General features: G+C 72.3%; 21 protein-coding genes and 1 riboswitch. Of the genes, 12 read left to right on the top strand and 9 right to left on the bottom strand.

Annotation, left to right across the window (positions count from 1 at the left end):
- Positions 1 to 4: 4 nt before the first annotated feature.
- Positions 5 to 152: riboswitch (cobalamin riboswitch) on the bottom strand.
- A gap of 127 nt (positions 153 to 279) precedes the next feature.
- From ABZS58_RS29965 to ABZS58_RS29955, 3 genes are all read left to right on the top strand, one after another.
- Entirely contained in the window at positions 280 to 1,140 is an 861-nt protein-coding gene (locus ABZS58_RS29965; RefSeq protein WP_354786569.1) for a hypothetical protein, read from the top strand.
- Between the two features lie 68 nt (positions 1,141 to 1,208).
- A complete protein-coding gene (locus ABZS58_RS29960) occupies positions 1,209 to 1,994 on the top strand; it encodes a hypothetical protein (RefSeq protein ID WP_354786568.1) in 786 nt (261 codons plus the stop codon).
- A 35-nt stretch (positions 1,995 to 2,029) separates the two neighbouring features.
- Positions 2,030 to 2,434: a hypothetical protein gene (locus ABZS58_RS29955; RefSeq protein ID WP_354786567.1), complete on the top strand. Its 405-nt coding sequence runs from the start codon at positions 2,030 to 2,032 to the stop codon at positions 2,432 to 2,434.
- 24 nt (positions 2,435 to 2,458) lie between these two features.
- On the opposite strand, the gene ABZS58_RS29950 is transcribed toward ABZS58_RS29955, so the two are convergent.
- Complete coding sequence (locus tag ABZS58_RS29950; protein WP_354786566.1) at positions 2,459 to 3,190, bottom strand: copper resistance protein CopC; 732 nt, start codon at positions 3,188 to 3,190, stop codon at positions 2,459 to 2,461.
- A gap of 86 nt (positions 3,191 to 3,276) precedes the next feature.
- Here ABZS58_RS29950 and ABZS58_RS29945 point away from each other — a divergent pair, with 86 nt between their 5' ends.
- Both ABZS58_RS29945 and ABZS58_RS29940 read left to right on the top strand, forming a co-directional pair.
- A complete protein-coding gene (locus tag ABZS58_RS29945) occupies positions 3,277 to 3,732 on the top strand; it encodes a hypothetical protein (protein WP_354786565.1) in 456 nt (151 codons plus the stop codon).
- Positions 3,729 to 4,964: a hypothetical protein gene (locus tag ABZS58_RS29940; RefSeq protein WP_354786564.1), complete on the top strand. Its 1,236-nt coding sequence runs from the start codon at positions 3,729 to 3,731 to the stop codon at positions 4,962 to 4,964. The genes ABZS58_RS29945 and ABZS58_RS29940 overlap by 4 nt, the downstream gene beginning before the upstream one ends.
- A gap of 299 nt (positions 4,965 to 5,263) precedes the next feature.
- On the opposite strand, the gene ABZS58_RS29935 is transcribed toward ABZS58_RS29940, so the two are convergent.
- The gene (locus ABZS58_RS29935; protein WP_354786563.1) at positions 5,264 to 6,007 is read right to left on the bottom strand and encodes a glyoxalase; all 744 of its coding nucleotides are present in this window, start codon (positions 6,005 to 6,007) and stop codon (positions 5,264 to 5,266) included.
- A gap of 212 nt (positions 6,008 to 6,219) precedes the next feature.
- Here ABZS58_RS29935 and ABZS58_RS29930 point away from each other — a divergent pair, with 212 nt between their 5' ends.
- The gene (locus tag ABZS58_RS29930; RefSeq protein ID WP_354786562.1) at positions 6,220 to 6,630 is read left to right on the top strand and encodes a hypothetical protein; all 411 of its coding nucleotides are present in this window, start codon (positions 6,220 to 6,222) and stop codon (positions 6,628 to 6,630) included.
- 143 nt (positions 6,631 to 6,773) lie between these two features.
- On the opposite strand, the gene ABZS58_RS29925 is transcribed toward ABZS58_RS29930, so the two are convergent.
- Both ABZS58_RS29925 and ABZS58_RS29920 read right to left on the bottom strand, forming a co-directional pair.
- Positions 6,774 to 8,339, bottom strand: coding sequence for an MDR family MFS transporter (locus ABZS58_RS29925; protein ID WP_354786561.1), 1,566 nt, complete (start codon positions 8,337 to 8,339; stop codon positions 6,774 to 6,776).
- Positions 8,336 to 8,770, bottom strand: a complete 435-nt coding sequence (locus ABZS58_RS29920) for a MarR family winged helix-turn-helix transcriptional regulator (RefSeq protein WP_354786560.1) — start codon at positions 8,768 to 8,770, stop codon at positions 8,336 to 8,338. Before ABZS58_RS29920 ends, ABZS58_RS29925 begins: the two co-directional genes overlap by 4 nt.
- Positions 8,771 to 8,862: 92 nt before the next feature.
- On the opposite strand from ABZS58_RS29920, the gene ABZS58_RS29915 reads away from it, so the two are divergent.
- Entirely contained in the window at positions 8,863 to 9,465 is a 603-nt protein-coding gene (locus ABZS58_RS29915; protein WP_354786559.1) for a helix-turn-helix domain-containing protein, read from the top strand.
- Positions 9,466 to 9,468: 3 nt separating this feature from the next.
- Here the strand turns inward: ABZS58_RS29915 and ABZS58_RS29910 are convergent, their stop codons facing one another.
- Positions 9,469 to 10,104, bottom strand: coding sequence for a hypothetical protein (locus ABZS58_RS29910; protein ID WP_354786558.1), 636 nt, complete (start codon positions 10,102 to 10,104; stop codon positions 9,469 to 9,471).
- Positions 10,105 to 10,280: 176 nt separating this feature from the next.
- On the opposite strand from ABZS58_RS29910, the gene ABZS58_RS29905 reads away from it, so the two are divergent.
- Positions 10,281 to 12,329: a sensor histidine kinase gene (locus ABZS58_RS29905; protein WP_354786557.1), complete on the top strand. Its 2,049-nt coding sequence runs from the start codon at positions 10,281 to 10,283 to the stop codon at positions 12,327 to 12,329.
- Positions 12,319 to 12,978 (top strand): response regulator transcription factor, encoded by a 660-nt coding sequence (locus tag ABZS58_RS29900; RefSeq protein WP_354786556.1) that lies wholly within the window; start codon positions 12,319 to 12,321, stop codon positions 12,976 to 12,978. The genes ABZS58_RS29905 and ABZS58_RS29900 overlap by 11 nt, the downstream gene beginning before the upstream one ends.
- Here the strand turns inward: ABZS58_RS29900 and ABZS58_RS29895 are convergent.
- The 3 genes from ABZS58_RS29895 to ABZS58_RS29885 all read right to left on the bottom strand — a co-directional run bounded on the left by ABZS58_RS29895 (position 12,965) and on the right by ABZS58_RS29885 (position 15,591).
- Positions 12,965 to 13,558: an ATP-dependent Clp protease proteolytic subunit gene (locus tag ABZS58_RS29895; RefSeq protein ID WP_354786555.1), complete on the bottom strand. Its 594-nt coding sequence runs from the start codon at positions 13,556 to 13,558 to the stop codon at positions 12,965 to 12,967. The genes ABZS58_RS29900 and ABZS58_RS29895 overlap by 14 nt on opposite strands.
- 245 nt (positions 13,559 to 13,803) lie before the next feature.
- Positions 13,804 to 15,090: an ArsB/NhaD family transporter gene (locus ABZS58_RS29890; RefSeq protein ID WP_354786554.1), complete on the bottom strand. Its 1,287-nt coding sequence runs from the start codon at positions 15,088 to 15,090 to the stop codon at positions 13,804 to 13,806.
- Between the two features lie 141 nt (positions 15,091 to 15,231).
- Positions 15,232 to 15,591: a hypothetical protein gene (locus ABZS58_RS29885; RefSeq protein ID WP_354786553.1), complete on the bottom strand. Its 360-nt coding sequence runs from the start codon at positions 15,589 to 15,591 to the stop codon at positions 15,232 to 15,234.
- Between the two features lie 156 nt (positions 15,592 to 15,747).
- Here ABZS58_RS29885 and ABZS58_RS29880 point away from each other — a divergent pair, with 156 nt between their 5' ends.
- Positions 15,748 to 16,248 carry a chemotaxis protein CheX gene (locus ABZS58_RS29880; RefSeq protein WP_354786552.1) on the top strand — a complete coding sequence of 167 codons (501 nt, stop codon included), beginning with the start codon at positions 15,748 to 15,750 and terminating at the stop codon, positions 16,246 to 16,248.
- Between the two features lie 108 nt (positions 16,249 to 16,356).
- Here ABZS58_RS29880 and ABZS58_RS29875 read toward each other — a convergent pair whose 3' ends face one another.
- A complete protein-coding gene (locus ABZS58_RS29875; protein WP_354786551.1) occupies positions 16,357 to 18,948 on the bottom strand; it encodes an EAL domain-containing protein in 2,592 nt (863 codons plus the stop codon).
- Between the two features lie 439 nt (positions 18,949 to 19,387).
- Here ABZS58_RS29875 and ABZS58_RS29870 point away from each other — a divergent pair, with 439 nt between their 5' ends.
- Together ABZS58_RS29870 and scpA are read left to right on the top strand one after the other, a co-directional pair.
- Positions 19,388 to 21,145 carry a methylmalonyl-CoA mutase subunit beta gene (locus tag ABZS58_RS29870; protein WP_354786550.1) on the top strand — a complete coding sequence of 586 codons (1,758 nt, stop codon included), beginning with the start codon at positions 19,388 to 19,390 and terminating at the stop codon, positions 21,143 to 21,145.
- Between the two features lie 53 nt (positions 21,146 to 21,198).
- Complete coding sequence (gene scpA / locus ABZS58_RS29865; protein ID WP_354786589.1) at positions 21,199 to 23,262, top strand: methylmalonyl-CoA mutase; 2,064 nt, start codon at positions 21,199 to 21,201, stop codon at positions 23,260 to 23,262.
- Positions 23,263 to 23,269 lie beyond the last annotated feature (7 nt).

Below are 23,269 nucleotides of genomic sequence, written 5' to 3'. Positions count from 1 at the left end.
CACTGGGTCAACAAGCACGAGCGGCTGGAGTGTCTGACTCCCGGAGCGCCGCCGTGGCCCGTGCATTGGACCGTGACTCCCCGGTCACAGTGGCGGGACCGTCCCAGACTCGCACTGGGTTCCTCCCTGTGGCCGCTCGGGGTTCATCGTGTCCCACGGCTCCCAGTGACGTCAACGTGACCCAAATCCTTCGGGCCGGGCGCGACCGGCCGAACAGATGACGTGGGGGCGGGCTCATCGCACCGGGCGCCGGCGGACCCGCGTGGCGTCCTGACACGCGTGCGCGGCGTGATGGACGCCGTCCTGCGGCCCGTCCTGTGTCTCGTCCTGAGCGTGGGACTGCTGGTGGCGTCGGTGCACCGGGTGCTGCCGCCGCTCGCGCCGGAGACCAGCGTCGCCCCGCCCGGGACCAGGGCCATGTGGCTGTGGGAGCGGGAGCCGCCGGAGACCGTCGTCGCCTGGGCGACCGCCCACTCGGTGTCGACGATCTTCGCGTACTACGACCCGCGCGCCGACGTCACGGAGCTGACCCGGCTCCGCGCGCTGTGCGACGACGCCGGGATCACGCTCGACGCGCTCGGCGGCGAGCCGGCCTGGACGACCGACCACGCGGCCGCGCTCGCCTGGGCCCGTGCCGCCGCCGCCACCGGCCTGTTCCGGGGGCTGCACGTCGACGTCGAGCCCTACCTGCTGCCCGCCTGGCAGCAGGAGCAGGCGGTGCTCGTACCGCAGCTGCTGCGGCTGCTCGACGAGCTGGCGCGGATCGGGCCGCCCCTCGAGCTGGACGTGCCGTTCTGGCTGCCCACCGTGCAGGTCGGCGGGGAGAATCTCGCCGACGCCGTGCTCGCCCGGGTCGACGGCGTCACGGTGATGAGCTACCGCAACACCGCCACCGGCGGCAACTCCATGCTCGGCGTCGCCGACGACCTGCTGCGACGCGCCGGGAAAGCGGCGAAACCGGCCCGGCTCGGCGCGGAGACGCAGGCGCTCGGCGACTGCGCCTACTGCACCTTCCACGGCGGCACCGGCAGCGCCATGCGGGCCACGCTCAGCGACGTCGACCGCGCGGCGCAGCGCTACGCCGCGTTCGAGGGAATCGCGGTGCACCAGTACGTCACCTGGATGGCGCTCACCGGGTAGCTCAACACGCTCCCCGCGCCGCCGATCTGGCAGACGTCACCAAGTCCCGACAGAGAAGGACCTCTCCGATGCGCCGCTCAGCCTCCATCGCCATCGCCTGCGCCGCCGGTGCGGCCGCCGTCCTGCCCGCCGCCGCGCCGGCCAGCGCCGCGGCCCCCGGCCTCGGGCTGACCATCCCGCTGCTCGCGCCGATGGTGCTGGGCCAGACCGGCTGGGTGAGCACGCTGTGGGGCGCGGCCACCGACATCTGCAACGTCAAGGTCACCGCCTCGGGCCCCGGCGTCACCGTCAACTACCCCACGAACACGAGCACCTACTCGTCGCTGTCGAAGGGCGACTCGCTCTCGGCCGGCAGCATCGACTACGCCGCGTTCAACATGACCGTCACCTCGAACACGCTCGTCTCGCTCACGCCGATCACGCTGAACTACACGTACACCGAGAAGACCGCCGGGGCGACGACCTGCGTCGGCACGGCCCGCACCGGCACCTCGACCGCGACCCTGCCGATCGTCCTGGTCAGCGGCGCCGGCCTCACGCAGAAGACCAGCACGGTGACCGTGCCGAAGAAGACCCCGGTCTGGAGCCAGCTGGTGTTCCAGGCGCGCCGCGCCGGCGTCGACGACCTGAAGATCACCGTCTCCGGCGGCCCGACCGGCCTGGGCGTCAGCTACCCCGGCGACCGGACGTACACGCAGCTCAACGACGCGGCGGGGCTGCCCGTCGGCGCCGACGACTACGCGTCGGTGAAGTTCGACGCCACGAACGTCGCCGCCGGCACCTACACGCTCACCGTGAAGCTCGCCTACGGCACCAACGTCGACACCAACACCCTGACGCTCGTCGTCGTCTAGTCAGATCCTTCCCCGCGCAAGGAAAGGACATCGTCATGATCCGCTCCAGAGCGCTGCTCACGCTCGCCACCGTCGCCCTCACGGCCGGTCTGACCGCCGGCTGCGGTGACGAGCCGGCGAGAACCCCGGCCAAGATCTCCGCCCCGTCCGCGCCGACGGCGACGGCCGGCCCGACCGTCAGCGGGTCGTTGACGCCCGAACGGATGGAGACGATCTACCTGGACACGACGGCCGCGCACCTGTGCTCGGTCCAGTCGAGGGTCTACACGGATCCGGGCGCGATGGCCGACGCGTACGCCAGCAAGCCCATCTACAGCGGGCTGACGGACGCGCAGGTCGAGCAATACCAGAAGCGGACCATCAGCGACAAGGACTTCGCCGGCCGGCTCACCGGGCAGATCCAGAAGACCTGCGGAGCCACCCCTGCCGCCACCAGGTGACGCACGACCGCACCGGCCGTCCTCCTACCGGAGGGCGGCCTTGCGGCGCTTCTTCTCCGGCTGCACTGGTGCCCGTCTGGCGGCGAGCCACACCATGGCGCCGACGCCCGCGATGATCAGGGCCGGGATGAGCCAGTCGGTGAGCACGAACGGCGTCTTCGGCACCGTCGGCTGTGCCTCGGGGACGGCGGCCCGCGTCTGCTGCGGCACCGCCGGGGCGCTCTCCTTGTCGCCGGCGCGGGCCAGCGCCTCGGGCGGGCCGGCGGTCGGGGCGGTCCAGCCCGCCGGGGCCGGTGTCACCGCCCCGCTGTAGGTGAACCGCAGCTGCCCCTTGACCGCCTCGCCGTCGGAGGCGACCGACTGGTAGGCGACCGTGTAGAGCCCCTGCTCAGGCCAGTGCGACACCGGCACGATCGCCGGGAAGCCGGTGTTGTACGACCTGGGCTCGAACTTCCCGTCGACGAGGAAATACTCCTGGACCGGCTTGTCGAGGCGCTTCGGCTCCCCGCCGCGCCACCCGCCGTCGACCCGCAGCCCGGACGGCGCGGTGACCGTGAACCAGGCGAACGACGCGGGCTGCTCCGTGAAGTAGAGCGTCACGTCGGCCCGCGGCTTGTCCACGGTGCTGTCCTGGACCGGGTCTGACATGGCGAGCTGCCCGTGGGCCCATGCGGGCGACGCCGGCAGCACGAGGCCGAGTGCGGCGACGAGCGTCAGCGCCGCGATTCTGATCAAACTGACGCGGACCCATCGCATCGGCACATGATGCCGGGTTCCCCCATGAGCGACAAGACGCTAAATTCACAGCCCTGACAAACCCCCGCCGCTCCGGGAGCCTCTTCGTGCCTGCAGTTCGTGCCGCCGTCCTCACCGCCACGGTCATCCTCGCCCTGGCCGGGTGCTCCTCGTCCCCCTCGACGTCCGCCTCGGCGCCGGCTCCCGCACCCTCGGTGACGACCGCGACCGCCACCGGCACCGACGCGGCATCACCGACCGCGGGGGCCGCTTCCATGCCGCCGTCGCCGGTTCCGACCTTCGACAAGGAGATCGTCGTCTCCGTCGCGAAACGGAAGGTGACACCGCCGACCGGGCGGGTCGAGGTCGCCAAGGGCAACCTGGTGCGGATCACCGTGACCTCCGACGTCGCCGACGAGCTGCACGTCCACGGCTACGACAAGAGCCTGGCCCTGCCGGCCGGGACGCCCGCGTCGATCGAGCTGCGGGTCGACCGGACCGGGCTGTTCGAGGTGGAGACGCACTCGTCGCACCTGGTGCTCTTCCAGCTCGTGGTCCGTTGAACACGATCCTGGCCCACGGGGTCGGCGGCCGCCAGGACCTGCCGCTCACCCTGGGGCAGCTGCTCGCCGGCGCGGCCGCCGCGCTGATCGTGTCGTTCCTCGTGCTCGGCGTCGCGTGGCGCACCCCCCGCCTGGACCCGTCCGCGGGCCGGCCCGTCCTTGCACGGACCGTGCCCGCAGTCGTGCCGCGCCTGGTGGGCATCGCGCTCCTCGCCGTCCTGGCGTGGGCGTTCACGCGGCCCGACACGGCCGAGAATCCCGCGGCCGGCATCGTGTACGTGCTGTTCTGGGTCGGACTGGTGCCGCTGTCGCTGCTGCTCGGCCCGGTCTGGCGTTCCCTGAACCCGCTGCGGACGCTGTCGATGGGCTTCACGGCCCGCCGTCCGCTGCCCGAGGGGTTCGGCTACTGGCCCGCCGCGGCCGGGCTGTTCGCGTTCGCGTGGCTGGAGCTCGTCGCGCCGGACCGGGCCACCCTGCCGGTCCTCGGCGCCTGGCTGCTCGTGTACGCCGCCGCCATGCTGATCGGCGCCTTCGTCTACGGCCCCGACTGGCACACGCGCGGTGACGCGTTCGAGGTGCTCAGCGACCTCGCCGGGCGGCTCGCGATCATCGGCCGCCGCCCCGACGGCACCCGCGTGCTGCGCAACCCCCTCGACGGGATCGCCGGCCTGCGCCCCGCACCCGGGCTCGTCGCCGTCGTCGTGGTGCTGCTCGGCGCCACCTTCTACGACGCGATGTCCGGCGCCCTGTTCTGGCTGCGGTTCACCCAGGAGAACGGGCTGCCGGCACCCGTGACCGGCACCCTCGGGCTGCTCGCCGTCATCGGCGCGGTGGCACTGGCGTACACCGTGGCGACCCGCACGGCCGGTCGGCGCGGCCACACGTCGGCGGAGCGGACGCCCGGCGAGCTGGCCCACTCGATCGTGCCGATCGTCGTCGGCTACGTCGTGGCGCACTACTACTCGCTGTTCGTCCTGGAGGGCCAGCGCACCGTCGCCCTGCTGCTGGACAAACCGGACTTCGACCCGTGGACCGGCGTGATCACCCCGACGGGCGTCGCCAACGTCCAGATCACCGCCATCATCCTCGGCCACCTCGTCGGCACCGTCCTCGCCCACGACCGCGCCCTGAAACTCTTCCCCCGCGCCCAGGCCATGACCGGCCAGGTGCCGCTGCTGGGCCTGATGGTGGCGTACACGGTCGCCGGCCTGCTCCTGCTCTTCACCGGCTGAGGCGCCCGTAACGCTTGGTAGAGCGGCGCGAGGGAGGAGCGCCGCTCTACCGGTCCAGCGATATATGTGTATCGAAGGGGGGTCCTTCGAGCTAGTCCTTGCGAGGGCCTCGAGGAAGACCCTTTCAGTTGCTGCTGGGAAGAGCGTGCCGTCCCGGACTTGGCGTGGACTTGGCGAACACTTGCGCCGCCCTGTCACCCACCCGACACCTCCGACCGGTATCATCCGGGGGCCTCTCGCCTCGTGCACCTGGCGTGCGGACTCCTGCTCGGCTTCCTGGAGCGTCTCACCGCCGCCGGTCAGGACTTCATGAACGGCTGAAGCAGTCCCGGGTCCGCGACGGCGGCCTCGACGAGGGCCCGCTCGTCGGCGGTGAGTTCGAGCCGCCCGAGCCGATCGCCCCACTCGGCGACCCGCTCGGGCTCCTCCAGGGCCGTGGACAGTTCGATGAGCGCCGCCAGGGCGAGGGCCCGCTCGACGGTCGTCGCGGTGTCGCCGTGGCGGCGCAGGCCCGAGTTCAACGCCCGGAACGCGGCCTTGTCGTCCTGCTTGAACTCCCGCAGGATCCGCGCGTTGTCCAGGACCTTCGCCAGCCCTTCAAGCCGTTTGGATCCGCCGTACTCCACCTCGACCGGCTCATCGCGCTGGATGAAGATGACCGAGTTCCCGGACGGGTCCATGACCGTGAACCGGGAGGCGCCGGGGCGGAACCTCGTGATGCGCGGCAGCCCCTTGGCCAGCACCTTGCCGTACGAGCGGCGCATCGCCTCCGTGAAAGCGGCGTGGTACGGCGCGACCGAGTCGACCATGACCAGGCACCCGCCGAGGTCCTCCCGCGCGTCCTCGATGCCGCCCGGCGCCTGCTTGTAGTGCAGCGCGATCCCGCGCCACTCGAACGCCAGATACAGGTAGGGCCTGCGCTGCTCGTACGTCACGGCGAACCCGAGCGACCGCCAGAACGCGGTGGTCTCCTCGGGCGCGACGCACCCCATCAGCGGCACGGTGGTCTCGTTCGGCCGCACCCGTTCGTCAAGCGTCATCATCGGCAGCAGTGTGCCAAAGGGGCGCCGGACCCGCACATGCAAGAAATGGCGGGAAGATCGCAAGAAGTCGATGAGCGATCCCGGGAGGGGCGAGAACGGCCCGATTCGCTGATGCGCGGGTGGCACGTTTCCGGGATTTTGGGTCTGGCGGACGCCCGTACCGTTAGGTCCAACAGCGCGACACCGAGATGACATCCGAGAGGACCACCCCCATGAGCGAGTACGGCGAGATCGAGACCGGCGAGTCCCACAGCGGCCTCGCGGAGGCCCACGCGGAGAGCGGCAGCGAGCAGGACTACAACTCGCAGTACGGGATCCTCGAGACCGACCACCAGAGCATCGAGCACACCGAGTACGAGAACGTCAAGCACATCGAGTACACGGACGCCGCGGGCAACCACTACGAGGTGACCGAGTACACGCGCTACGAGCACACCGAGATCGAGTCGGAGCACACCTTCGCCGCGTACGGCCAGGAGGGTTCCGCCGGCTTCGGCGCCGCCGAGATCGAGGGTGCCGAGGCGTCGGACTCGCAGGTCATGTCGCTCACGGAGCGCTTCGAGAGCTTCCTCGGCAACGTCATGGACGGCCCGAACTACGAGATCTCCGACAGCAGCGCCTGACCACCCGGCTCGGGTGCGTCTCGACTGCGCTAGGAACGCCGGTCGGCCTTCGGGCCGGCCGGCGTTCCGCTGTGGACCGCGACAACCCGGTGGATCGCTGGTGTCAGAGCCCCAGGATTCACCGGGTTGTCGACCGGGGCGGCTCAGCGGGTGGCCGGGACCTTCTCCGTCGGCACCGGGTCGGGGGTGGCCAGGTCGAGGGTGCTGCGGAGTTTGGTGGGGCGCATCAGGGCCGCGGCGACGACGCCGATGACCGCGATGCCGGCCGAGATGAGGAAGATGTGGCCGGTCGCGTCGCCGTAAGCGGCGCGGACGATGTGTTGCAGGGCGGGCGGGAGGGCGCCCAGGTTGAGGTTGCTGGTGGTGCCGCCGGAGCCGGCCGGGACACCAGCCGCTGCGAGGGAGTGCGTGATGTTGTCGGTGACACGGCGGGCGAGGACGGCGCCGAGGACCGAGACGCCGATGGTGCCGCCGAGGGAGCGAAAGAAGGCGATCGTCGAGCTCGCCGCGCCGATGTCGCGCAGCGGCACGGTGTTCTGGACGGCGAGGACGAGGTTCTGCATGGAGGAGCCGACGCCGATGCCGACCAGGAGCATGGCCGCGCCGACGAAGACGAGCGACGTCTCGTGGTCGATGGTGGCCAGGGCGGCGAAGCCGAGCACGAGCACGACGGTGCCGGCGACGATGTACGGCTTGATGTTGCCGGAGCGGGTGATGAGCCGGCCGACGACGATGGACGCGACGAGGACGCCGGCCATGAGCGGGATGGTGAGCAGGCCCGCCTCGGTCGGGGTGTAGCCGCGGCCGATCTGGAAGTACTGGCCGAGGAAGACGGCGCCGCCGAACATGGCCATGCCGACCGCGAGGCTGGCGATGATCGACAGGGCGGTGGTCCGCTGCCGGACGATGTCCAGCGGGACGACGGGCTCGGCGGCGCGGGACTCGACCCAGACGGCGATCGCGAGCAGCGCGAGCCCGCCGAGGACCATCGCGAAGGTCTGCCACGACAGCCACGCGAACGAGCCGTCCACGAACGACACCCAGATGAGCAGGACGCTGACGCCGGCGGCGATCAGTGACGCACCGAGGTAGTCGATCTTGGCCGGGCGCTTGACGGTGACGAGGTGCAGGGTCTTCTGCAGGACGAACAGCGCGATGATGGCGACCGGGACGCCGACGAAGAAGCACCAGCGCCAGCCGAGCCACGAGGTGTCCACGATGACGCCGCCGAGCAGCGGGCCGCCGACGGTGGCGACCGCCATCACGCCGCCGAGATAGCCGTTGTACCGGCCACGCTCCCGCGGCGGGATCATGGCCGCGATGACGACCTGGACGAGGGCCTGCAGGCCGCCGACGCCGATGCCCTGGAAGGCGCGGGCGGCGATCAGCTCTCCGGCGTTCTGCGAGAGACCGGCCAGGATCGAGCCGACCACGAAGATGACGATGGAGATCTGGACGAGGAGCTTCTTGCTGTACAGGTCGGACAGCTTGCCCCAGATCGGCGTGGTGGCGGTCGCGGTGAGCAGGGTCGCGGTGACGACCCAGGTGTACTGCCCCTGCGTGCCGTTGAGCGCCCCGATGATCTTCGGCAGGGCCGTGGAGACGATCGTGGAGCTCACCAGCGCCACGAACAGCACGAGCAGCAGCCCGCTCAACGCCTCGAGGATCTGCCGATGGCTCATCGGCTCCTCGGTTTTGACCTGACTCATCGGGATGCCTCCAAAGGCGACAACGGCGAAACGCTCAATGCGTTCGTGAAACGGCGGAGGTGGGCGCCGAACTGTTCGATGTCGGCGGCGCTCCAGTCCTGGAGCGCGCCGGCGAGCAGGGCGTCGTACCAGGCCTCGGCCTCGGCGAGGGTCCGGCGGCCGGACTCGGTGAGCTCGAGCAGCGACGCCCGCCCGTCGTTCGGGTCGGCGACCCGCCGGACGAGACCGGCCTGCGAGGCGGCGCTGACCGCCCGGCTGGTCGTCGACTGGTCCAGCGCGCACCGCGCGGCGACGTCCTTGAGATGGCACGAGCCGGAGCGCTCGATCGCCTGCAGCAGCCCGACCGTCCCCGCCGGCAGGACGGGGTGCCGCCGCTGCTTGAGCACGCGGAGGACCTTCATCAGCTCGTACAGATCGTCGCGCAGCTCCATCGGACACCTCCCAGATACTTGCCTTCTACAAGCATCTAGAAACGTTGCCCAGTGCGCAAGTTTTCCCGGTGAGAAGTGGGTAACATTCGAGCGTGAGCAGCGGCAACAGCGTCGGCACCGGCCTGCGGGAGCGCAAGAAGGCCGCCACCCGGCAGGCCCTGCACGAGGCCGCCGTCCGGCTGGCGATCGAGCACGGCCTCGACCGGGTCACCGTCGAGGCGATCGCGGACGCCGCCGAGGTGTCCAGGCGGACGTTCTCCAACTACTTCGCCAGCAAGGAGGAGGCGCTCCTCTACGGCGACCACGCCCGCATGTGCCTGCTCCTGGAGGCGGTGCGGGCCCGCCCGGCGGACGAGGCGCCGTGGCCGGTGCTGACCGCCGCCGCCGTCGAGGTGTTCCAGGTCCTCGGCACCCGCGACCCGAAGTGGATCGCCCAGGTGCGGCTCGTCCGCCGGCACCCGGCACTGGCCGCGCAGCAGGTCACCACGTACACGTCGATGGAGGACGGCCTGACCGCGGAGCTGTCGGCGCGCGGCGTGACCGGCCCGGTCCGCGCCCGGCTGATGGCGGCGGCGTTCATGACGTCGCTGCGGGTGGCGGTGCAGGCGTATCCGGACCGCACCGAGGGCGCACCGTTCATCGACGTCATACGGGAAGCCCTCGCCACGACGGGCGAGGGCTTCCGGGAGCGCTGAGCGTCAGCGGGCGCCGGTCAGCCGCGGGCGCAGCATGAGCAGCACGCCCAGGGTCAGGTAGCCGATGACCAGGTGGGCGCCGCCGATGTAGTCCGCGACCGGCGAGCCGAAGATGCCGAACGCGGGGACCGTGACGACGGCCCAGCTCTCCGCGACGACCGGCCACACCCGCAGCGAACCCTTCCAGCGGCCCGCGACGGCGAGCTTCACGCCGATGACGGCCATGCCGAGCATCGACAGCGGCCAGAAGACGTCCATCGGGACGAGCCACGCCGAGTCCCGCAGCGCCGGCACCGCGTGCAGGAAGCTCCACAGCGTGGCGACGGCGAGCAGCACGTGCTCGACGACGAGCATGCCGCGGGCGACCCTGGTGAGGCCGGTCGCCCGGGTGCGGACCTGGATCGCCAGGAGCGCGAACAGGCCCAGCTGGAACAGGCCGCCGGTGACGTCGGTGATGGTGCGGCCCAGGGAGTCCGTGGGGTTGTTGCCGACGGTGAACATGCTGGTGGCCCATGCGGCGGTCCCGAGGGCCAGGACGAGGCCCAGCCCGCGGACGCAGCCGGCGGTGATCGCGGCGGGTGCCGGCTGGCCGGTGAGGTCGTCGGTGCGGGCGGGGACGGGCTCGGTGCGGATCGACATGACAGGTCCTTCTATGTGAACGGCGCAGGTCGCCGGGTATGCCGGGAATCCTGCGCCCCGCACCGACCCGGGCGGCAGGGCCGAGCGCCCCCGTTCGGGTCCCCGGAAAAGTCCCGGCCGCAACGGGACCCGCGTCCTCGGGACCGCGGGACTGCGCTGCTGTCACGATGAGCCGCATGCGCATGCGGCTCCCCACCCTGGCGGGCGGGCTCTTCGTCCTGCTCACCCTGGCCTCGACGGTCGCCTCGATCGTCCTGGAGGTCGCGCTCGGCGCCGGGCGCCGCGCCGCCGACGGCATCGAGGCGGGCTGGATCCCGGGCCTCGCCGGCCTCGCCCTCGCCGTGCCCGGCGCGCTGCTGGCCCGCAAGGTCCCCCGCAACGCGGTCGCCTGGATCCTGTGCGTCACCGGCCTGCACTGGGCCGCCGACGGCACCTGCGCCTCGTGGGCCAGCTACGCCACCGCCCAGGACCCCGCGCTGCCCGGCGCCACGATCGCCTGGTGGCTGTACCAGCGGCTCGGCGCGTCGCTGCTGTTCTCGCTGCCGCTGCTGCTGGTGTTCTACCCCGACGGCCGCCCGCCCGCCGGTCGGTGGCGCTGGGCGGCGTACATCAGCCTCGGCTGCACCGCGATCCTGCCGCTGACGCTGCTGTTCGTGCCTGCCCGCATCGCCGGCGCGCAGGACTCGGGCCCGCTGGACCACCTGTCCGCGGACCTGCTCAGCCTCCCCTTGCCCGACGGCGCGTGGCAGGTGCTCCTGCGGGTGGGCTACGCGGCGCTGCCGTTGAGCATGCTGGTCCCGTTCGCGGTGGTGTTCCGCCGGTACCGCATGGCGCAGGGCCTCGGGAAGACGCGGATGCGGTGGCTGCTGTGGGCCGGCGTCGTCGACCTGCTGGTGATGCTGTCGTCGCTGCTGCTGCCCCAGTCGGCGCTGTCCCTCGGCCTGGTCGTCGCGATCGTCGTCACCGGCGGCGCGATCGCGGTCGGCATCCTGCGTCCCCGTCTCGTCGACATCGACCGGCTCCTCGGCGGCACCGTCCTCTACGGCGCCCTCGCCACGCTCGTCGTCGCCGTCGACGCGGTCCTGCTCGCCGCGGCGACGACCCTGCTCGGCCAGCAGGGTGCCGCACTGGCCGGGCTGCTCGTCGTGATGCTGGTGTACGGGCCGCTGCGGCACCGCCTCTGGCACCTCGTGCAGCGGGTGGTGCTGGGCCGGCGGCACGACCCGTACCGTGTCGTCTCCGGCCTCGCCGAGCAGCTGGAACGCACCGACAGCCCCGAGGACCAGCTCCTCGCCGTGGCCCGCAGCGTCGCCGAGGCGTTCAAGGCGCCGTACGTCGCCGTCGAGGTCCACCGTGGCGGGGACCCGACGCTGCTCGCCGAGCACGGGCAGCCGGTGCCCGACGTGTCGACGCTGCCCATCACGTACCGTGGCGAAACCGTCGGCCGGTTGATCCTGCCGGCCAGTGGCCCGCGCACCGTGCTGTCCCCGCGCGACGAACGGCTCCTCGCCGACGTGGTCCGGCAGGCGGCCGCCGCGGCACGCTCCAGCCACCTCGCCGCGGAGCTGCAGCGCAGCCGGGAGCGCCTGGTCGGGGCGCGCGAGGAGGAGCGCCGCCGGGTGCGCCGGGACCTGCACGACGGCCTCGGCCCGGCGCTCGGCGGCGTCGCGTTGCGCATCGACACCGCCCGCAACCTGCTGCGGTCGTCGCCCGCGCGCGCCGACGAGATGCTGAAGCAGGCGCGGGAGGACGTGTCGACGGCCCTGGCCGATGTGCGGCGGCTCGTGCACGACCTGCGGCCGCCGGCCCTGGACGACGTGGGCCTGATCGGCGCCGTCGACCAGGTCGCGGACCGTCTCCGCACGCCGTCGCTGACGATCCGGGTCACGGGTTCGCCGCCCGTGGGGCTGGCAGCGGCGGTGGAGGTGGCCGCATACCGGATCGCGTCGGAGGCCCTGGCGAACGTGTCGAAGCACGCGCGGGCCGGGGTCGCCTGCGCCGACTTCTCGATTGTCTCGGACACGCTCGTGGTGTCGGTGACCGACGACGGGTGCGGGATCGCACCGGGGACCCCGTCCGGGGTCGGGCTCGTCTCGCTGCGGGAGCGCGCCGCCGAGCTCGGCGGGCGGTGCGAGATCGAGTGCCCGCCCGGCGGCGGCACCACGGTCCGCGCCACGCTGCCGCTAGGATCTTCTTCTTTGCAGGAGGTGCCCGATGGCCGATGAGCCGGTCCGGGTCCTGGTCGCCGACGACCACCCGATCTTCCGCGACGGCCTCGCCGTGCTCCTCGGCTCGGTGGCCGGCATCGAGGTCGTCGGCACCGCCGCCACCGGCGCGGAGGCCGTCGCGCTCGCCGTCGACCTGCTCCCCGACGTCGTCGTCATGGACGTGCAGATGCCCGGCCTGAACGGCATCGAGGCCACCCGCCGCCTGGCCGGTGAGGCCCCGTCGGTCGGCGTCGTCGTGCTCACCATGTCCGAGGACGACGGCACCGTCTTCAGCGCCGTCCGCGCCGGCGCCCGCGGCTACCTCGTCAAGGGCGCCGAGCAGGAGGAGATCGTCCGCGCCATCAACACCGTCGCGTCCGGCGGTGCCGTCTTCGGCGCGACCCTCGCCCGGCGCATCGCCGAGTTCTTCGCCGCCGGCCCACCGACGGCGACCACGGCCTTCCCGGAGCTCACCGCCCGCGAGCGGGAGATCCTCGACCTGCTCGCCGCGGGCCGCTCCAACGCGCAGATCGCCCAGGCCCTGTTCCTGTCCCAGAAGACCGTCCGCAACAACGTCTCGAACGTCTTCGCCAAGCTCCAGGTCGCCGACCGTTCCGAGGCCATCGTCAGAGCCCGCGAGGCGGGCCTGGGCCTCAACGGGACGTGATCGACGCGATCAGGCCGTATTCGACAGCTTCCTCGGCGGACAGCACCCGCCCGGTCGACAGGTCGTCCTCGACCCGGGACCTCGGCTGGCCGGTCGCCGCGGCGATGCGCAGCACCAGGTCCTCCAGGTCGCGCAGATACCGCCCGGCCTCGGCGACGACCTGGTCGGCCGTGCCGCCCGGACTGGTCACCTTCGGCTCGGACAGCCGGAACCGCGCGTGCGCGAACGCCGACCTGGCCTGCGCCGCGCAGAACACCCCGATCGCCGCGCCCCCGACCTGACCGACGGCCGTCGCGTGGACCGGCGCGTGCACCGAGTCGAGCGCGTCGACGAGCGTGAACACCGCCGCGAGCTGGCCTTCCTCGGCCGACAGGTGCAACGTGATCGGCTCCTGCCCGATCGCGTCGAGCGCGAGCAGGGTCGCCGCGGCCCGCCCGGCCATCTCCGGCTCGATCGCGCCGCGCAGGAACACCATGCGCCGCCCGAACAGCTGCTCATCGAGCCACGGCGCGTGCTGCGGCGGCTGCCGCGGCTCGTCGTCGGGTCGCCAATCGGGCCGGAACCGCGAACTGTGCTCCATCCGCCCGACCCTAGGCGACCACCCCGCCCCTCAGCAGCTCCCGGCCCTCGTTTCCGCCACGAGCGCAACGCCCGCTACGGGACGCGCCGCTGCCGGCCGGCGTACACCCGCTTCGGCACGACCATCCGCCACGCGTCGACGACCAGCTCCCTGAGCTCCTCGCCGACGCTCCCCATCCGCACATCCTGACGGCACGCCGGACACCGGTGACCACCCCCGGCGGGGGCGGTCACCGGTGCGGAGCGTCAGGAGAAGTACCGCAACCAGACGTAGCCCCAGGCGATGATCGTGGTCATCACGGTGGTGACGATGCCGTAGCGGGTGAACTGCCAGAAGCTGATCGGCTCGCCGGAGCGGGCCGCGATGCCCAGGACGACGACGTTGGCGCTCGCGGCGATCGCGGTGCCGTTGCCGCCGAAGTCGGCGCCGAGCGCGAACGCCCACCACAGCGACTGGCCGGTGGCCGCGTCCGGAGTGGTCGCGACGATGTCCTCGACGATCGGAGCCATCGTCGCCACGTACGGGATGTTGTCGAAGAACGCGCCCAGCACCGCGGATCCGAAGAGCAGCCCGGTCGCCGCGGCGAAGTAGTTGTCGCCGACCTGGCCGGTCGCCCAAGCGCCGATGCGGTGGATGACACCGGTCTCCACGAGGCCGCCGACCATGACGAACAGGCCCATGAAGAAGACCAGCGTCGACCACTCGACCTCCTCCAGGTAGGCCTCGGTCGAGACGCGGGACACGAGCACCATGAGGCCGGCGCCGAGCAGCGCGATGATGGCCGGTTCGACGTGGATGACCGCGTGCAGCGCGAACCCGATGACGACGAGCGTGAGCACCGCCAGGCAGCGGACCAGCAGGCGATGGTCCTTGATCGAGGCGCGCTCGTCCAGGGCCATGACCTCGGCGACCCGCTCCGGGTGGTATTCGAAGCGTTTGCGGAACATGACCCAGGCCAGGAGCACGAACAGGACGAACACGATCGCGACGATCGGCGCCATGTGCACGATGAAGTCGTTGAACGTGAGCCCGGCGCGGCTGCCGATGATGATGTTCGGCGGGTCGCCGATGAGGGTGGCGGCGCCGCCGATGTTGGAGGCGAGGGCCTCCGCGATCAGGTACGGCGCGGCCGGGATCCCCAGCTTGCGGCAGACCAGGACGGTCACCGGGGCGACCAGCATGATCGTGGTGACGTTGTCCAGGAACGGCGACGCCACCGCGGTGATCACCATGAGGAGCACGAGGAGTTTGTACGGGCGGCCACCGGACCGTTTCGCGGCCCAGATGGCGAGGAATTCGAACACGCCGGTCTGCTTGATGACGCCGACGATGATCATCATGCCGAGCAGCAGGAAGATGACGTTCCAGTCGATGCCGGCGTGCTCGGAGAAGAACACGTCCTTGCCCGGCACCAGGCCCAGCAGGGCCATCATGCCGGCGGCGAACAGGGCGACGGCGACCCGGTGGACCTTCTCCGTGGCGATGAGGACGAACGCGATCGTGAAGATCGCGATCGCTGCCAGGGCGCTCACCGGCGGCCCGGCGGGCCGTGCGGCGTGGCGAGCTGACGGGGGTGCGGCGGTATGCGGAACATGACGAACGACCTCCAGAAAAGGGCAACGCAAACGAAACCGTCGACCCGGCTGGGTCACGGCTGCGGACACGAAGAACTTTCAGGAGTTGGGCGGTCCCCGGCAGCCCGGCGCGACGATGCACCGTCCACGATGGACGGTGGCCGGGACCGCCGCCGCGGGCGACCATGCCTGCGGCGGGACGATCTCGACGACGCTGGGCAGCACGGCGAGCCAGTGCGGCCCGTCGGTGTGGGTGTCGGAGCTCCCGGACGCCCGCGGGAGCTTGCGACCCTGCGGGGCGTCGGCGCCCGGCACGGCGGACGTGACGCTCGCGGTGCGCGCGACCTGGAACATGTCGCCGGGCAGGGCGTAATGGGCGTGGGTGAGGCCGAGCAGCATCGCGCAGACGCTCAGCGCGAGGCTCACCGCGGTCGCGCGCAACGTCGCCGAGGTCCTCATCCCACACCTCCCCCTCGCTCGATGAACCCGGAAGCCTACCTGGCATCGGCGAGAATCGCAGGATGACGACGAGTTTTCCGGTTTCTGCCGAACTGCCACTTTCGGCTGTCACCATGCGGGGGTAGGTACAGCCGCCTCACGACCTCTGGAGTGCGCATGGTGGACGACTCGATCACCGAGTCCGGCCTCGCCGAACGGGACCTCGCCGAGATCGTGAACGAGGTCTGGGACGCGTACCTGCAGCAGTCGGACGCGCAGACGACCGATCATGAGCCGGCGCTGGACACGCGGCCCATCACCGCCGCCGTGTCGATCACCGGCGCCTGGGAAGGGCACGTGCGGGTGCTGGTGCCGGCGATGGCCGCCACCGACATCACCGGGCTGATGCTGGCGATGGACCCCGACGAGGTCACGGACCAGGACGTCACGGACGCCATGGGCGAGCTCATCAACGTCGTCGGCGGCAACCTCAAGAACCGCGGGGCGCAGCCGGCGAAGCTGGGCCTGCCCGTCGTCGCGACCGGCAAGATGCTCTTCCCGTCGACCCGGGAGACGCACCGCCTCGCCGTCGGCTGGCAGGGCAAGCCCGACCAGCCGATCACCTTCAGCGTCCTGCACGTGCACCGTGACCGCCCCGTTCCAGCCAGGACGGCATGAATGCGCCTCGAAGTCCACCGCGATCGCCCCGTTCCAGCCAGGACGGCGTGAATGCGCCTCGAAGTCCACCGTGACCGCCCCGTTCCAGCCAGGACGGCGTGAACTCCCCTACCAGGCTCGCTGCCGCACCAGGGCGGCCTCGATGCGTTCCGCCGGTGCCGGCGTGCCGTAGTAGTGGCCCTGGCCGTACCGGCAGCCCGCCGTCCGCACGACCTCCAGGTGCCGCTCCGCCTCGAGACCGTGGGCGACGACCGTCACGTTGAGCCGCCGCGCCAGCTGGACCACGACGTCGATGATCGGCGCCGTCGTCGCTCCGGCCGTGGGCTGCGACGCGAACAGTGAGCCGTCGACCTTCAGCACGTCCGTCGGCAGGCGCCGCAGATGCGCCAGCGACGTGGTGCCGGTGCCGAAGCCGTCCAGCGCCGTGCGCACCCCGACCGCCCGCACCGTGGCGAGCGGCTCGACGACCCGCTCCAGGTCGGCGCCGAGCTCCCGCTCCGACAGCTCGACGACCAGGTCCGCCGGGTCGATCTGGTGACTGTCCAGGGTCAGGCTGAGCCGGGTCGCGAACCCGTCGGCGACGAGGTCGTCGATCGCGACGTTGACCGACATCCACAGCCGGTACCCCTCGTGCTGCCACGACGACAGCTGCCGGCACGCCTTGTTGAGCACCCAGTCGTGCAGCTCGTGGGTGATCCCGAGCTCCCGCGCGACCTCCAGGGTCTCCTTCGGCGGGACGGTGCCCAGCGTCGGGTGCCGCCAGCGCAGCAGCGCCTCCACGCCGACCGGGTGGCCTTCGACGAGGTCGTACACCGGGTGGTAGGCGAGGTCCAGCTCGCCGCGGTCCGCCGCCTGCGGCAGGTGCTGCTCGAGCGTGGCCCGCCGCACGTACGCGTCCTCGACGGCGGCGTCGTGCCACTCGACCCTGCCGCGACCGCCGCGTTTCGCCCGGCGCAGCGCCAGCCCCGCGCGGCGCAGCGACTCCTCGGCCCCGCCGGCGGCCGGGGCGAGGCCGATCCCCGCGGACAGCTGCAGGTCGGCGCCGGGCAACGGGTACGGCTCGCCGAGCTCCCCGAGCAGTCGCGTGGCGAGCGTGAACGCGTGCACCTCGTCGGCGCCGGTGTGCACCGCGAACTCGTCGCCGTTGAGCCGCGCCGCCAGGTCGTCCCGGCCGATCGCGCCGCGAATCCTGGCGGCGACCTCGACGAGCAGCGCGTCGCCGACGTCGGGTCCGTGCAGGTCGTTGACGCCCGCGAAGCCGTCCAGGCCGATCGTCATCAGGTGCCCGCGCCTGTCCCGTAGGTGGGCGAGGAGGGCGCCGCGGTTGGCCAGGCCGGTCAGCGGGTCGGCCCGCTTCGTGCGCTGCAGGCTGTCCTCGAGGTCCAGCTGCGCGCTGACGTCCCGCAGATGCACGACGACGCCCTCGACCCGGGGGTTGTCGCGTTCGTCGGTGACGGCGACCTCCACGGGCCGCCACACCCCGAACCCGTCCTGGATCCGCGCCCGGACGGGCTGCTGCGCCGTCCGGTCGAGGGTCACCGCGCCGATGTCGTCCGGGTGCACGAGGTGCCGGAACGGGCGGCCGACGACGTCCTGGTCGGACAGCCCGAACTGGCGCGCCGCGGCGGCCGACTGCCACCGCACCGACAGGTCCTGGTCGAGCACCACGATCACGTCGCTGGACCCGGCGACCAGCGTGCGGAAGGTCGCCTCCTGCGCGTCGAGCTGGCCGCTGTACCGCCGCAGCGCGAGGGTCTCCTGCAGCTCCCGTACCGCGACGGCGAGCACGGCCAGCGCGCCGACGACCATGGCGGAGGTGCCGAGCTGCCCGCGGCTGACGAGGGTGTAGAGCACGGCGGCGGCGCCGGCGAGGACGGGCGCGACGAGCAGCGGGTCGCCGATCAGGGTGCCGTCGGTGGCGGCCCGGGCGGGGCGGCGGTCCACGTACGCCGACCGGCACGCCCCGGCCCACACGAGCACCGACCCGAGGACGAGGAGCCCGCCCGCGACGAGCAGCCACCCGCCGTCGCCGCCGGGCCGCAGCGGCAGCACCGCCAGGCCGAGCACCAGCAGCGCCACGCCACCGGCGGCGGTGACGGCGGGCATGCGCGGGAACGGCGCGCGGACCCCGCTGACGACGGCGATCGTGATGCCGATGACGGCGAGGAGGCAGGTGGTGAAGACGGCCGGGCTCGGGTGGCGCGGCTGTTCGAGGACGAGGACGAGCAGCGTCAGGAACTTCCACAGCGCGACGCAGATCCCGTCCAGGGCCCGTCGCAGCGCCCCGGCCGTGCCGGTGGTGACGCCGGGGAGTTTCAGCAGGCCCGCGACGAGCGCGACCCCGGCGACCGGGGCCAGGTAGGCGGCGACGGGTGTGACCACCGCGGACACCCCGGCCGCGAAGACCCCGGCGGCGAGCGCGGCGAGACTGAACACCGTCTCGCGCGGCAGCTCCGGGCGTCCGGTCCGCGGTCCCGCACCGGCGGCGAGCCGGAGCAGCCAGACGGCGTGGAGGGTCGCGGCGGCCGCGGCGGCGACGAGCACGGCGACGCCGGGTGGCAGCCCGAGCGGCGGCCCGCCGACGAGCACGGCCGCGGCGACGGCGAGCGTGAGCGGTGCCGAGGCCATGAGCACCCGGCCTCGTGATCTGTGCGCGCCACCGATACCCGGCTTCATCGCGTCGGTCCGTTCGCTCGGCATGGGGGAGACCTAGCTGCCCCAGGAACGACGCCGACCGCCCGTGGTGACGCACCGGTCACCCATCTGGATGACATCTCGCCCGACTTGTCCGGATTTATCAGCATGTACTGCGGGACTCGTGTGCGCGCCGCGCCCGGTATGGGTAAGCGGTCAGGTTCGCGGGGGTCCAGGGGCCTGCCGGTCCCGTCGTCTCCGGCCGGTCCCCGGACGGGACGCGGCCACCCGCCGGGCGCATGCGTCGTCGTCGCGGAACAGCCCCACGCCGACGACCCGGTGATCGATCACGATCGAAGCGATGGCGCGCGGGTCCTGATTCGACTAGACCTTCCGGACGGAGTGCCGGGGCGGGGGCGAAGTGGGTGAATCGGTGAGATATTCAACGGGTGGACCATTTCACAACGGTTGCCGGGCCGCCGTCACAGGCCCTTACCATCCGCTCATGAGTGACGCTGTGTTGCGGCTGGGCGCCGGCTTCGAGGACGGCGGCGGACCGGAGCAGTGGCGGCGGCTGGCGCTCGCGGTGCTGCGCAAGTCCGGCGCCGCCGGCGACGACACGCCGCCGGAGGCCGTCGCGGAGCTGCTCGGCAGCGTGTCCTACGACGGGATCGCGGTGGCGCCGCTGTTCACCGCCGGTGACACCGAAGGGCTGCCCGCGGTCGGGTGGCCGGGGCAGTCGCCGTACATCCGCGGCGGCCACGGACAGCCGAGGGCCTGGGACGTGCGGCAGCGGCACGCGGACCCCGACACGAAGGCGACCCGCGAGGCGATCCTCGCCGACCTGGAGAACGGGGCGACCTCGATCTGGCTGGACGGGATCGCGCCCGGCAGCATCCCCGAGGTCCTCGACGGCGTGTACCTCGACCTCGCTCCCGTCGTGCTCGACTGCGGCGAGCACACGGAGGACGCCGCGAAGGTGTTCCTCGGGCTGCCCGGCGAGGACAAGCTCGGCAACCTCGGCGCCGACCCGCTCGGCCGGCAGGCGAGGACCGGGGCGCCCGCGGACCTCGGCATGCTGGGAAGGCTCTCGAAGCTGGCCCCGGCGTCGGTGCGAGCCGCGACGGTCGACGCGACGCCGTATCACGAGGCCGGCGGCAGTGACGCCGAGGAGCTGGGCTTCGCCGCGGCGACCGGGGTCGCGTACCTGCGGGCGTTCGTCGACGCGGGCCTGAGCGCGGGCATGGCGCTGCGGCAGCTGGAGTTCCGCTACGCGGCCGGCCAGGACCAGTTCGCCACCATCGCGAAGCTGCGCGCGGCCCGGCGGATCTGGTCGCGGATCGCGACGGTCTGCGACGTGCCGCACCTCGGCGCGCAGGTGCAGCACGCGGTGACGAGCCCGGCGATGATGACGGCCCGCGACCCGTGGGTGAACCTGTTGCGCACCACCGTCGCCTGCTTCGCGGCCGGGGTCGGCGGCGCGGACGCGGTGACGGTGCTGCCGTTCGACGCGCGGCTCGGCCTGCCCGACGGGTTCTCCCGGCGGATCGCCCGGAACACCTCGACGCTGCTGGTCGAGGAGGCCCACGTCGCCAGGGTCCTGGACCCGGCGGGCGGCTCCTGGTTCGTGGAGTCGCTCACCGACGCCCTCGCGCACGCCGCCTGGGACGTGTTCGTCGACGTGGAGCGGGCCGGCGGGATGCGCGCGGCGCTCGACAGCGGGCTTGTCGCGGACCGGGTCGCGGCGACCTGGCAGCGCCGCGCCGACCGGATCGCGCACCGGCAGGACCCGATCACCGGCGTCAGCGAGTTCGCGTCCCTGGAGGAGCGGCGGCCGGTCCGCTCCCCCGCACCGCAGGCACCCTCCGGTGGGCTGCCGCGGCGCCGGTACGCCGAGGCGTACGAAACCCTCAGGGACGCCGCCGACGGCTCGGACAAGGTCGTGAGCCTGGTGACCCTCGGTCCGGTCGCGGCGCACACCGCGCGGGCGTCGTTCGCGGCGAACCTGTTCGCGGCCGGCGGCATCCGCACCGTCCACAATGGAGATTCGCCGGAGGTCGCCTGCATCTGCGGCTCCGACCGCTCCTACGCCGAGCAGGCCGAGGACACCGCGCGCCGGCTCAAGGCCGAAGGCGTCAAAACCGTGTGGCTGGCGGGCAGACCCGCCGGCTACGAGCACGTCGACGACTACCTGTACACCGGCTGCGACGCCCTCGAGGTGCTCCGCCGCACGCACTCGGACCTGGGACTGGTGGCGCCGTGATCCCCGACTTCACCGAGGTCGCCCTCGGCACCCCCCGCGTCGACGCCACCCCCGTGGACCCGGGCGAGGCCTGGCAGACCCCCGAGGGCATCGACGTCGCCGGGGTCTACGGGCCGCCGGACCTCGACGGGCTCGACTTCCTCGACACGTACCCGGGGATCGCGCCCTACCTGCGCGGCCCCTACCCGACGATGTACACGACGCAGCCGTGGACGGTCCGCCAGTACGCCGGGTTCTCCACCGCCGAGGAGTCCAACGCCTTCTACCGGCGCAACCTCGCCGGCGGGCAGAAGGGCCTGTCCGTCGCGTTCGACCTCGCCACGCACCGCGGCTACGACTCCGACCACCCGCGGGTCGCCGGCGACGTCGGCATGGCGGGCGTCGCCATCGACTCCATCCTCGACATGCGGCAGCTCTTCGACGGCATCCCGCTGGACAAAATGAGCGTCTCCATGACGATGAACGGTGCGGTACTACCGGTCCTCGCGCTCTACATCGTCGCCGCGGAGGAGCAGGGCGTCGCGCCGGAGCAGCTGTCCGGCACCATCCAGAACGACATCCTCAAAGAGTTCATGGTCCGCAACACCTACATCTACCCGCCCACGCCGTCGATGCGGATCATCAGCGACATCTTCCGGTACACCTCTTCGCACATGCCCAAGTTCAACTCGATCTCCATCTCCGGCTACCACATCCAGGAGGCCGGGGCGACCGCCGACCTGGAGCTCGCCTACACCCTCGCCGACGGCGTGGAATACCTGCGCGCCGGTCGCGACGCGGGCCTCGACGTGGACGTGTTCGCGCCGCGGCTGTCGTTCTTCTGGGCGATCGGCATGAACTTCTTCATGGAGGTCGCCAAGCTGCGCGCCGGGCGGCTGCTGTGGGCGAAGCTCGTGCGCGAGTTCGGCGCGAAGAACCCGAAGTCGCTGAGCCTGCGCACGCACTGCCAGACGTCGGGCTGGTCGCTGACCGCGCAGGACGTGTTCAACAACGTGGTCCGCACGTGCGTCGAGGCGATGGCCGCCACGCAGGGCCACACGCAGTCGCTGCACACCAACGCCCTCGACGAGGCCCTGGCCCTGCCGACCGACTTCTCGGCGCGGATCGCCCGCAACACGCAGCTGCTGCTGCAGCAGGAGTCCGGCACGACCAGGGTCATCGACCCGTGGGGCGGCAGCGCCTACGTGGAGCGCCTCACCCACGACCTCGCCGCCCGCGCGTGGCAGCACATCCAGGAGGTCGAGGCCGCCGGCGGCATGGCCCGCGCGATCGACGAGGGCATCCCGAAGCTGCGGATCGAGGAGGCGGCGGCCCGCACCCAGGCCCGCATCGACTCCGGCCGGCAACCGGTGATCGGCGTCAACAAGTACCGGCCCGACGCCGACGAACCCATCGAGGTCCTGAAGGTCGACAACTCCTCCGTCCGCGCCCAGCAGCTGGCGAAGCTGGCCCGGCTGCGCGCCGAACGTGACACCGGCCTGGTCGAGTCGACGCTCGCCGCCCTGACCGCCGGCGCCGCGTCCGACGGCAACCTCCTCTCCCTGGCCGTCGACGCGGCCCGCGCGCACGCCACCGTCGGCGAGATCTCCGACGCGCTGGAGAAGGTGTTCGGGCGGCACACGGCGCAGATCCGTACCATCTCCGGGGTGTACCGCGACGAGGCCGGCGACGCCGGAAACATCGAACGGGTGCGAGCCGCGACCGCCGAGTTCGCCGAGGCGGAGGGCCGCCGCCCCCGCATCCTGGTGGCGAAGATGGGCCAGGACGGGCACGACCGCGGGCAGAAGGTCGTCGCGACCGCGTTCGCGGACCTCGGCTTCGACGTCGACGTGGGCCCGCTCTTCCAGACGCCGGACGAGGTGGCCCGCCAGGCCGTCGAGGCGGACGTGCACATCGTCGGCGTCAACTCCCTCGCCGCCGGGCACCTCACCCTGGTCCCCGCGCTGCGCGACGCCCTCGCCGCCCTCGGCCGCGACGACATCCTCGTCATCGTCGGCGGCGTCATCCCCCAGCAGGACTTCGACGAGCTCCGCGCCGCCGGCGCCGCCGCCATCTTCCCGCCGGGCACGGTGATCGCCGACGCGGCCCTGGACCTCCTCGCCCAGCTGCGCCCATGACGACGGC

Source organism: Dactylosporangium sp. NPDC005555 (genome assembly GCF_040605635.1).
In the GTDB taxonomy this organism is placed as follows: domain Bacteria; phylum Actinomycetota; class Actinomycetes; order Mycobacteriales; family Micromonosporaceae; genus Dactylosporangium.
This window is presented reverse-complemented; position numbering and strand designations above follow the sequence as displayed.

Bases quoted from the DNA above. Each gene is read 5' to 3' on its own strand.
- ABZS58_RS29960 (WP_354786568.1), top strand. From the start codon at position 1,209: ATGCGCCGCTCAGCCTCCATCGCCATCGCCTGCGCCGCCGGTGCGGCC.
- ABZS58_RS29955 (WP_354786567.1), top strand. From the start codon at position 2,030: ATGATCCGCTCCAGAGCGCTGCTCACGCTCGCCACCGTCGCCCTCACG.
- ABZS58_RS29950 (WP_354786566.1), bottom strand. From the start codon at position 3,190: ATGCGATGGGTCCGCGTCAGTTTGATCAGAATCGCGGCGCTGACGCTC.
- ABZS58_RS29935 (WP_354786563.1), bottom strand. From the start codon at position 6,007: ATGATGACGCTTGACGAACGGGTGCGGCCGAACGAGACCACCGTGCCG.
- ABZS58_RS29930 (WP_354786562.1), top strand. From the start codon at position 6,220: ATGAGCGAGTACGGCGAGATCGAGACCGGCGAGTCCCACAGCGGCCTC.
- ABZS58_RS29925 (WP_354786561.1), bottom strand. From the start codon at position 8,339: ATGAGTCAGGTCAAAACCGAGGAGCCGATGAGCCATCGGCAGATCCTC.
- ABZS58_RS29920 (WP_354786560.1), bottom strand. From the start codon at position 8,770: ATGGAGCTGCGCGACGATCTGTACGAGCTGATGAAGGTCCTCCGCGTG.
- ABZS58_RS29910 (WP_354786558.1), bottom strand. From the start codon at position 10,104: ATGTCGATCCGCACCGAGCCCGTCCCCGCCCGCACCGACGACCTCACC.
- ABZS58_RS29905 (WP_354786557.1), top strand. From the start codon at position 10,281: ATGCGCATGCGGCTCCCCACCCTGGCGGGCGGGCTCTTCGTCCTGCTC.
- ABZS58_RS29900 (WP_354786556.1), top strand. From the start codon at position 12,319: ATGGCCGATGAGCCGGTCCGGGTCCTGGTCGCCGACGACCACCCGATC.
- ABZS58_RS29895 (WP_354786555.1), bottom strand. From the start codon at position 13,558: ATGGAGCACAGTTCGCGGTTCCGGCCCGATTGGCGACCCGACGACGAG.
- ABZS58_RS29885 (WP_354786553.1), bottom strand. From the start codon at position 15,591: ATGAGGACCTCGGCGACGTTGCGCGCGACCGCGGTGAGCCTCGCGCTG.
- ABZS58_RS29880 (WP_354786552.1), top strand. From the start codon at position 15,748: ATGGTGGACGACTCGATCACCGAGTCCGGCCTCGCCGAACGGGACCTC.
- ABZS58_RS29875 (WP_354786551.1), bottom strand. From the start codon at position 18,948: ATGCCGAGCGAACGGACCGACGCGATGAAGCCGGGTATCGGTGGCGCG.
- ABZS58_RS29870 (WP_354786550.1), top strand. From the start codon at position 19,388: ATGAGTGACGCTGTGTTGCGGCTGGGCGCCGGCTTCGAGGACGGCGGC.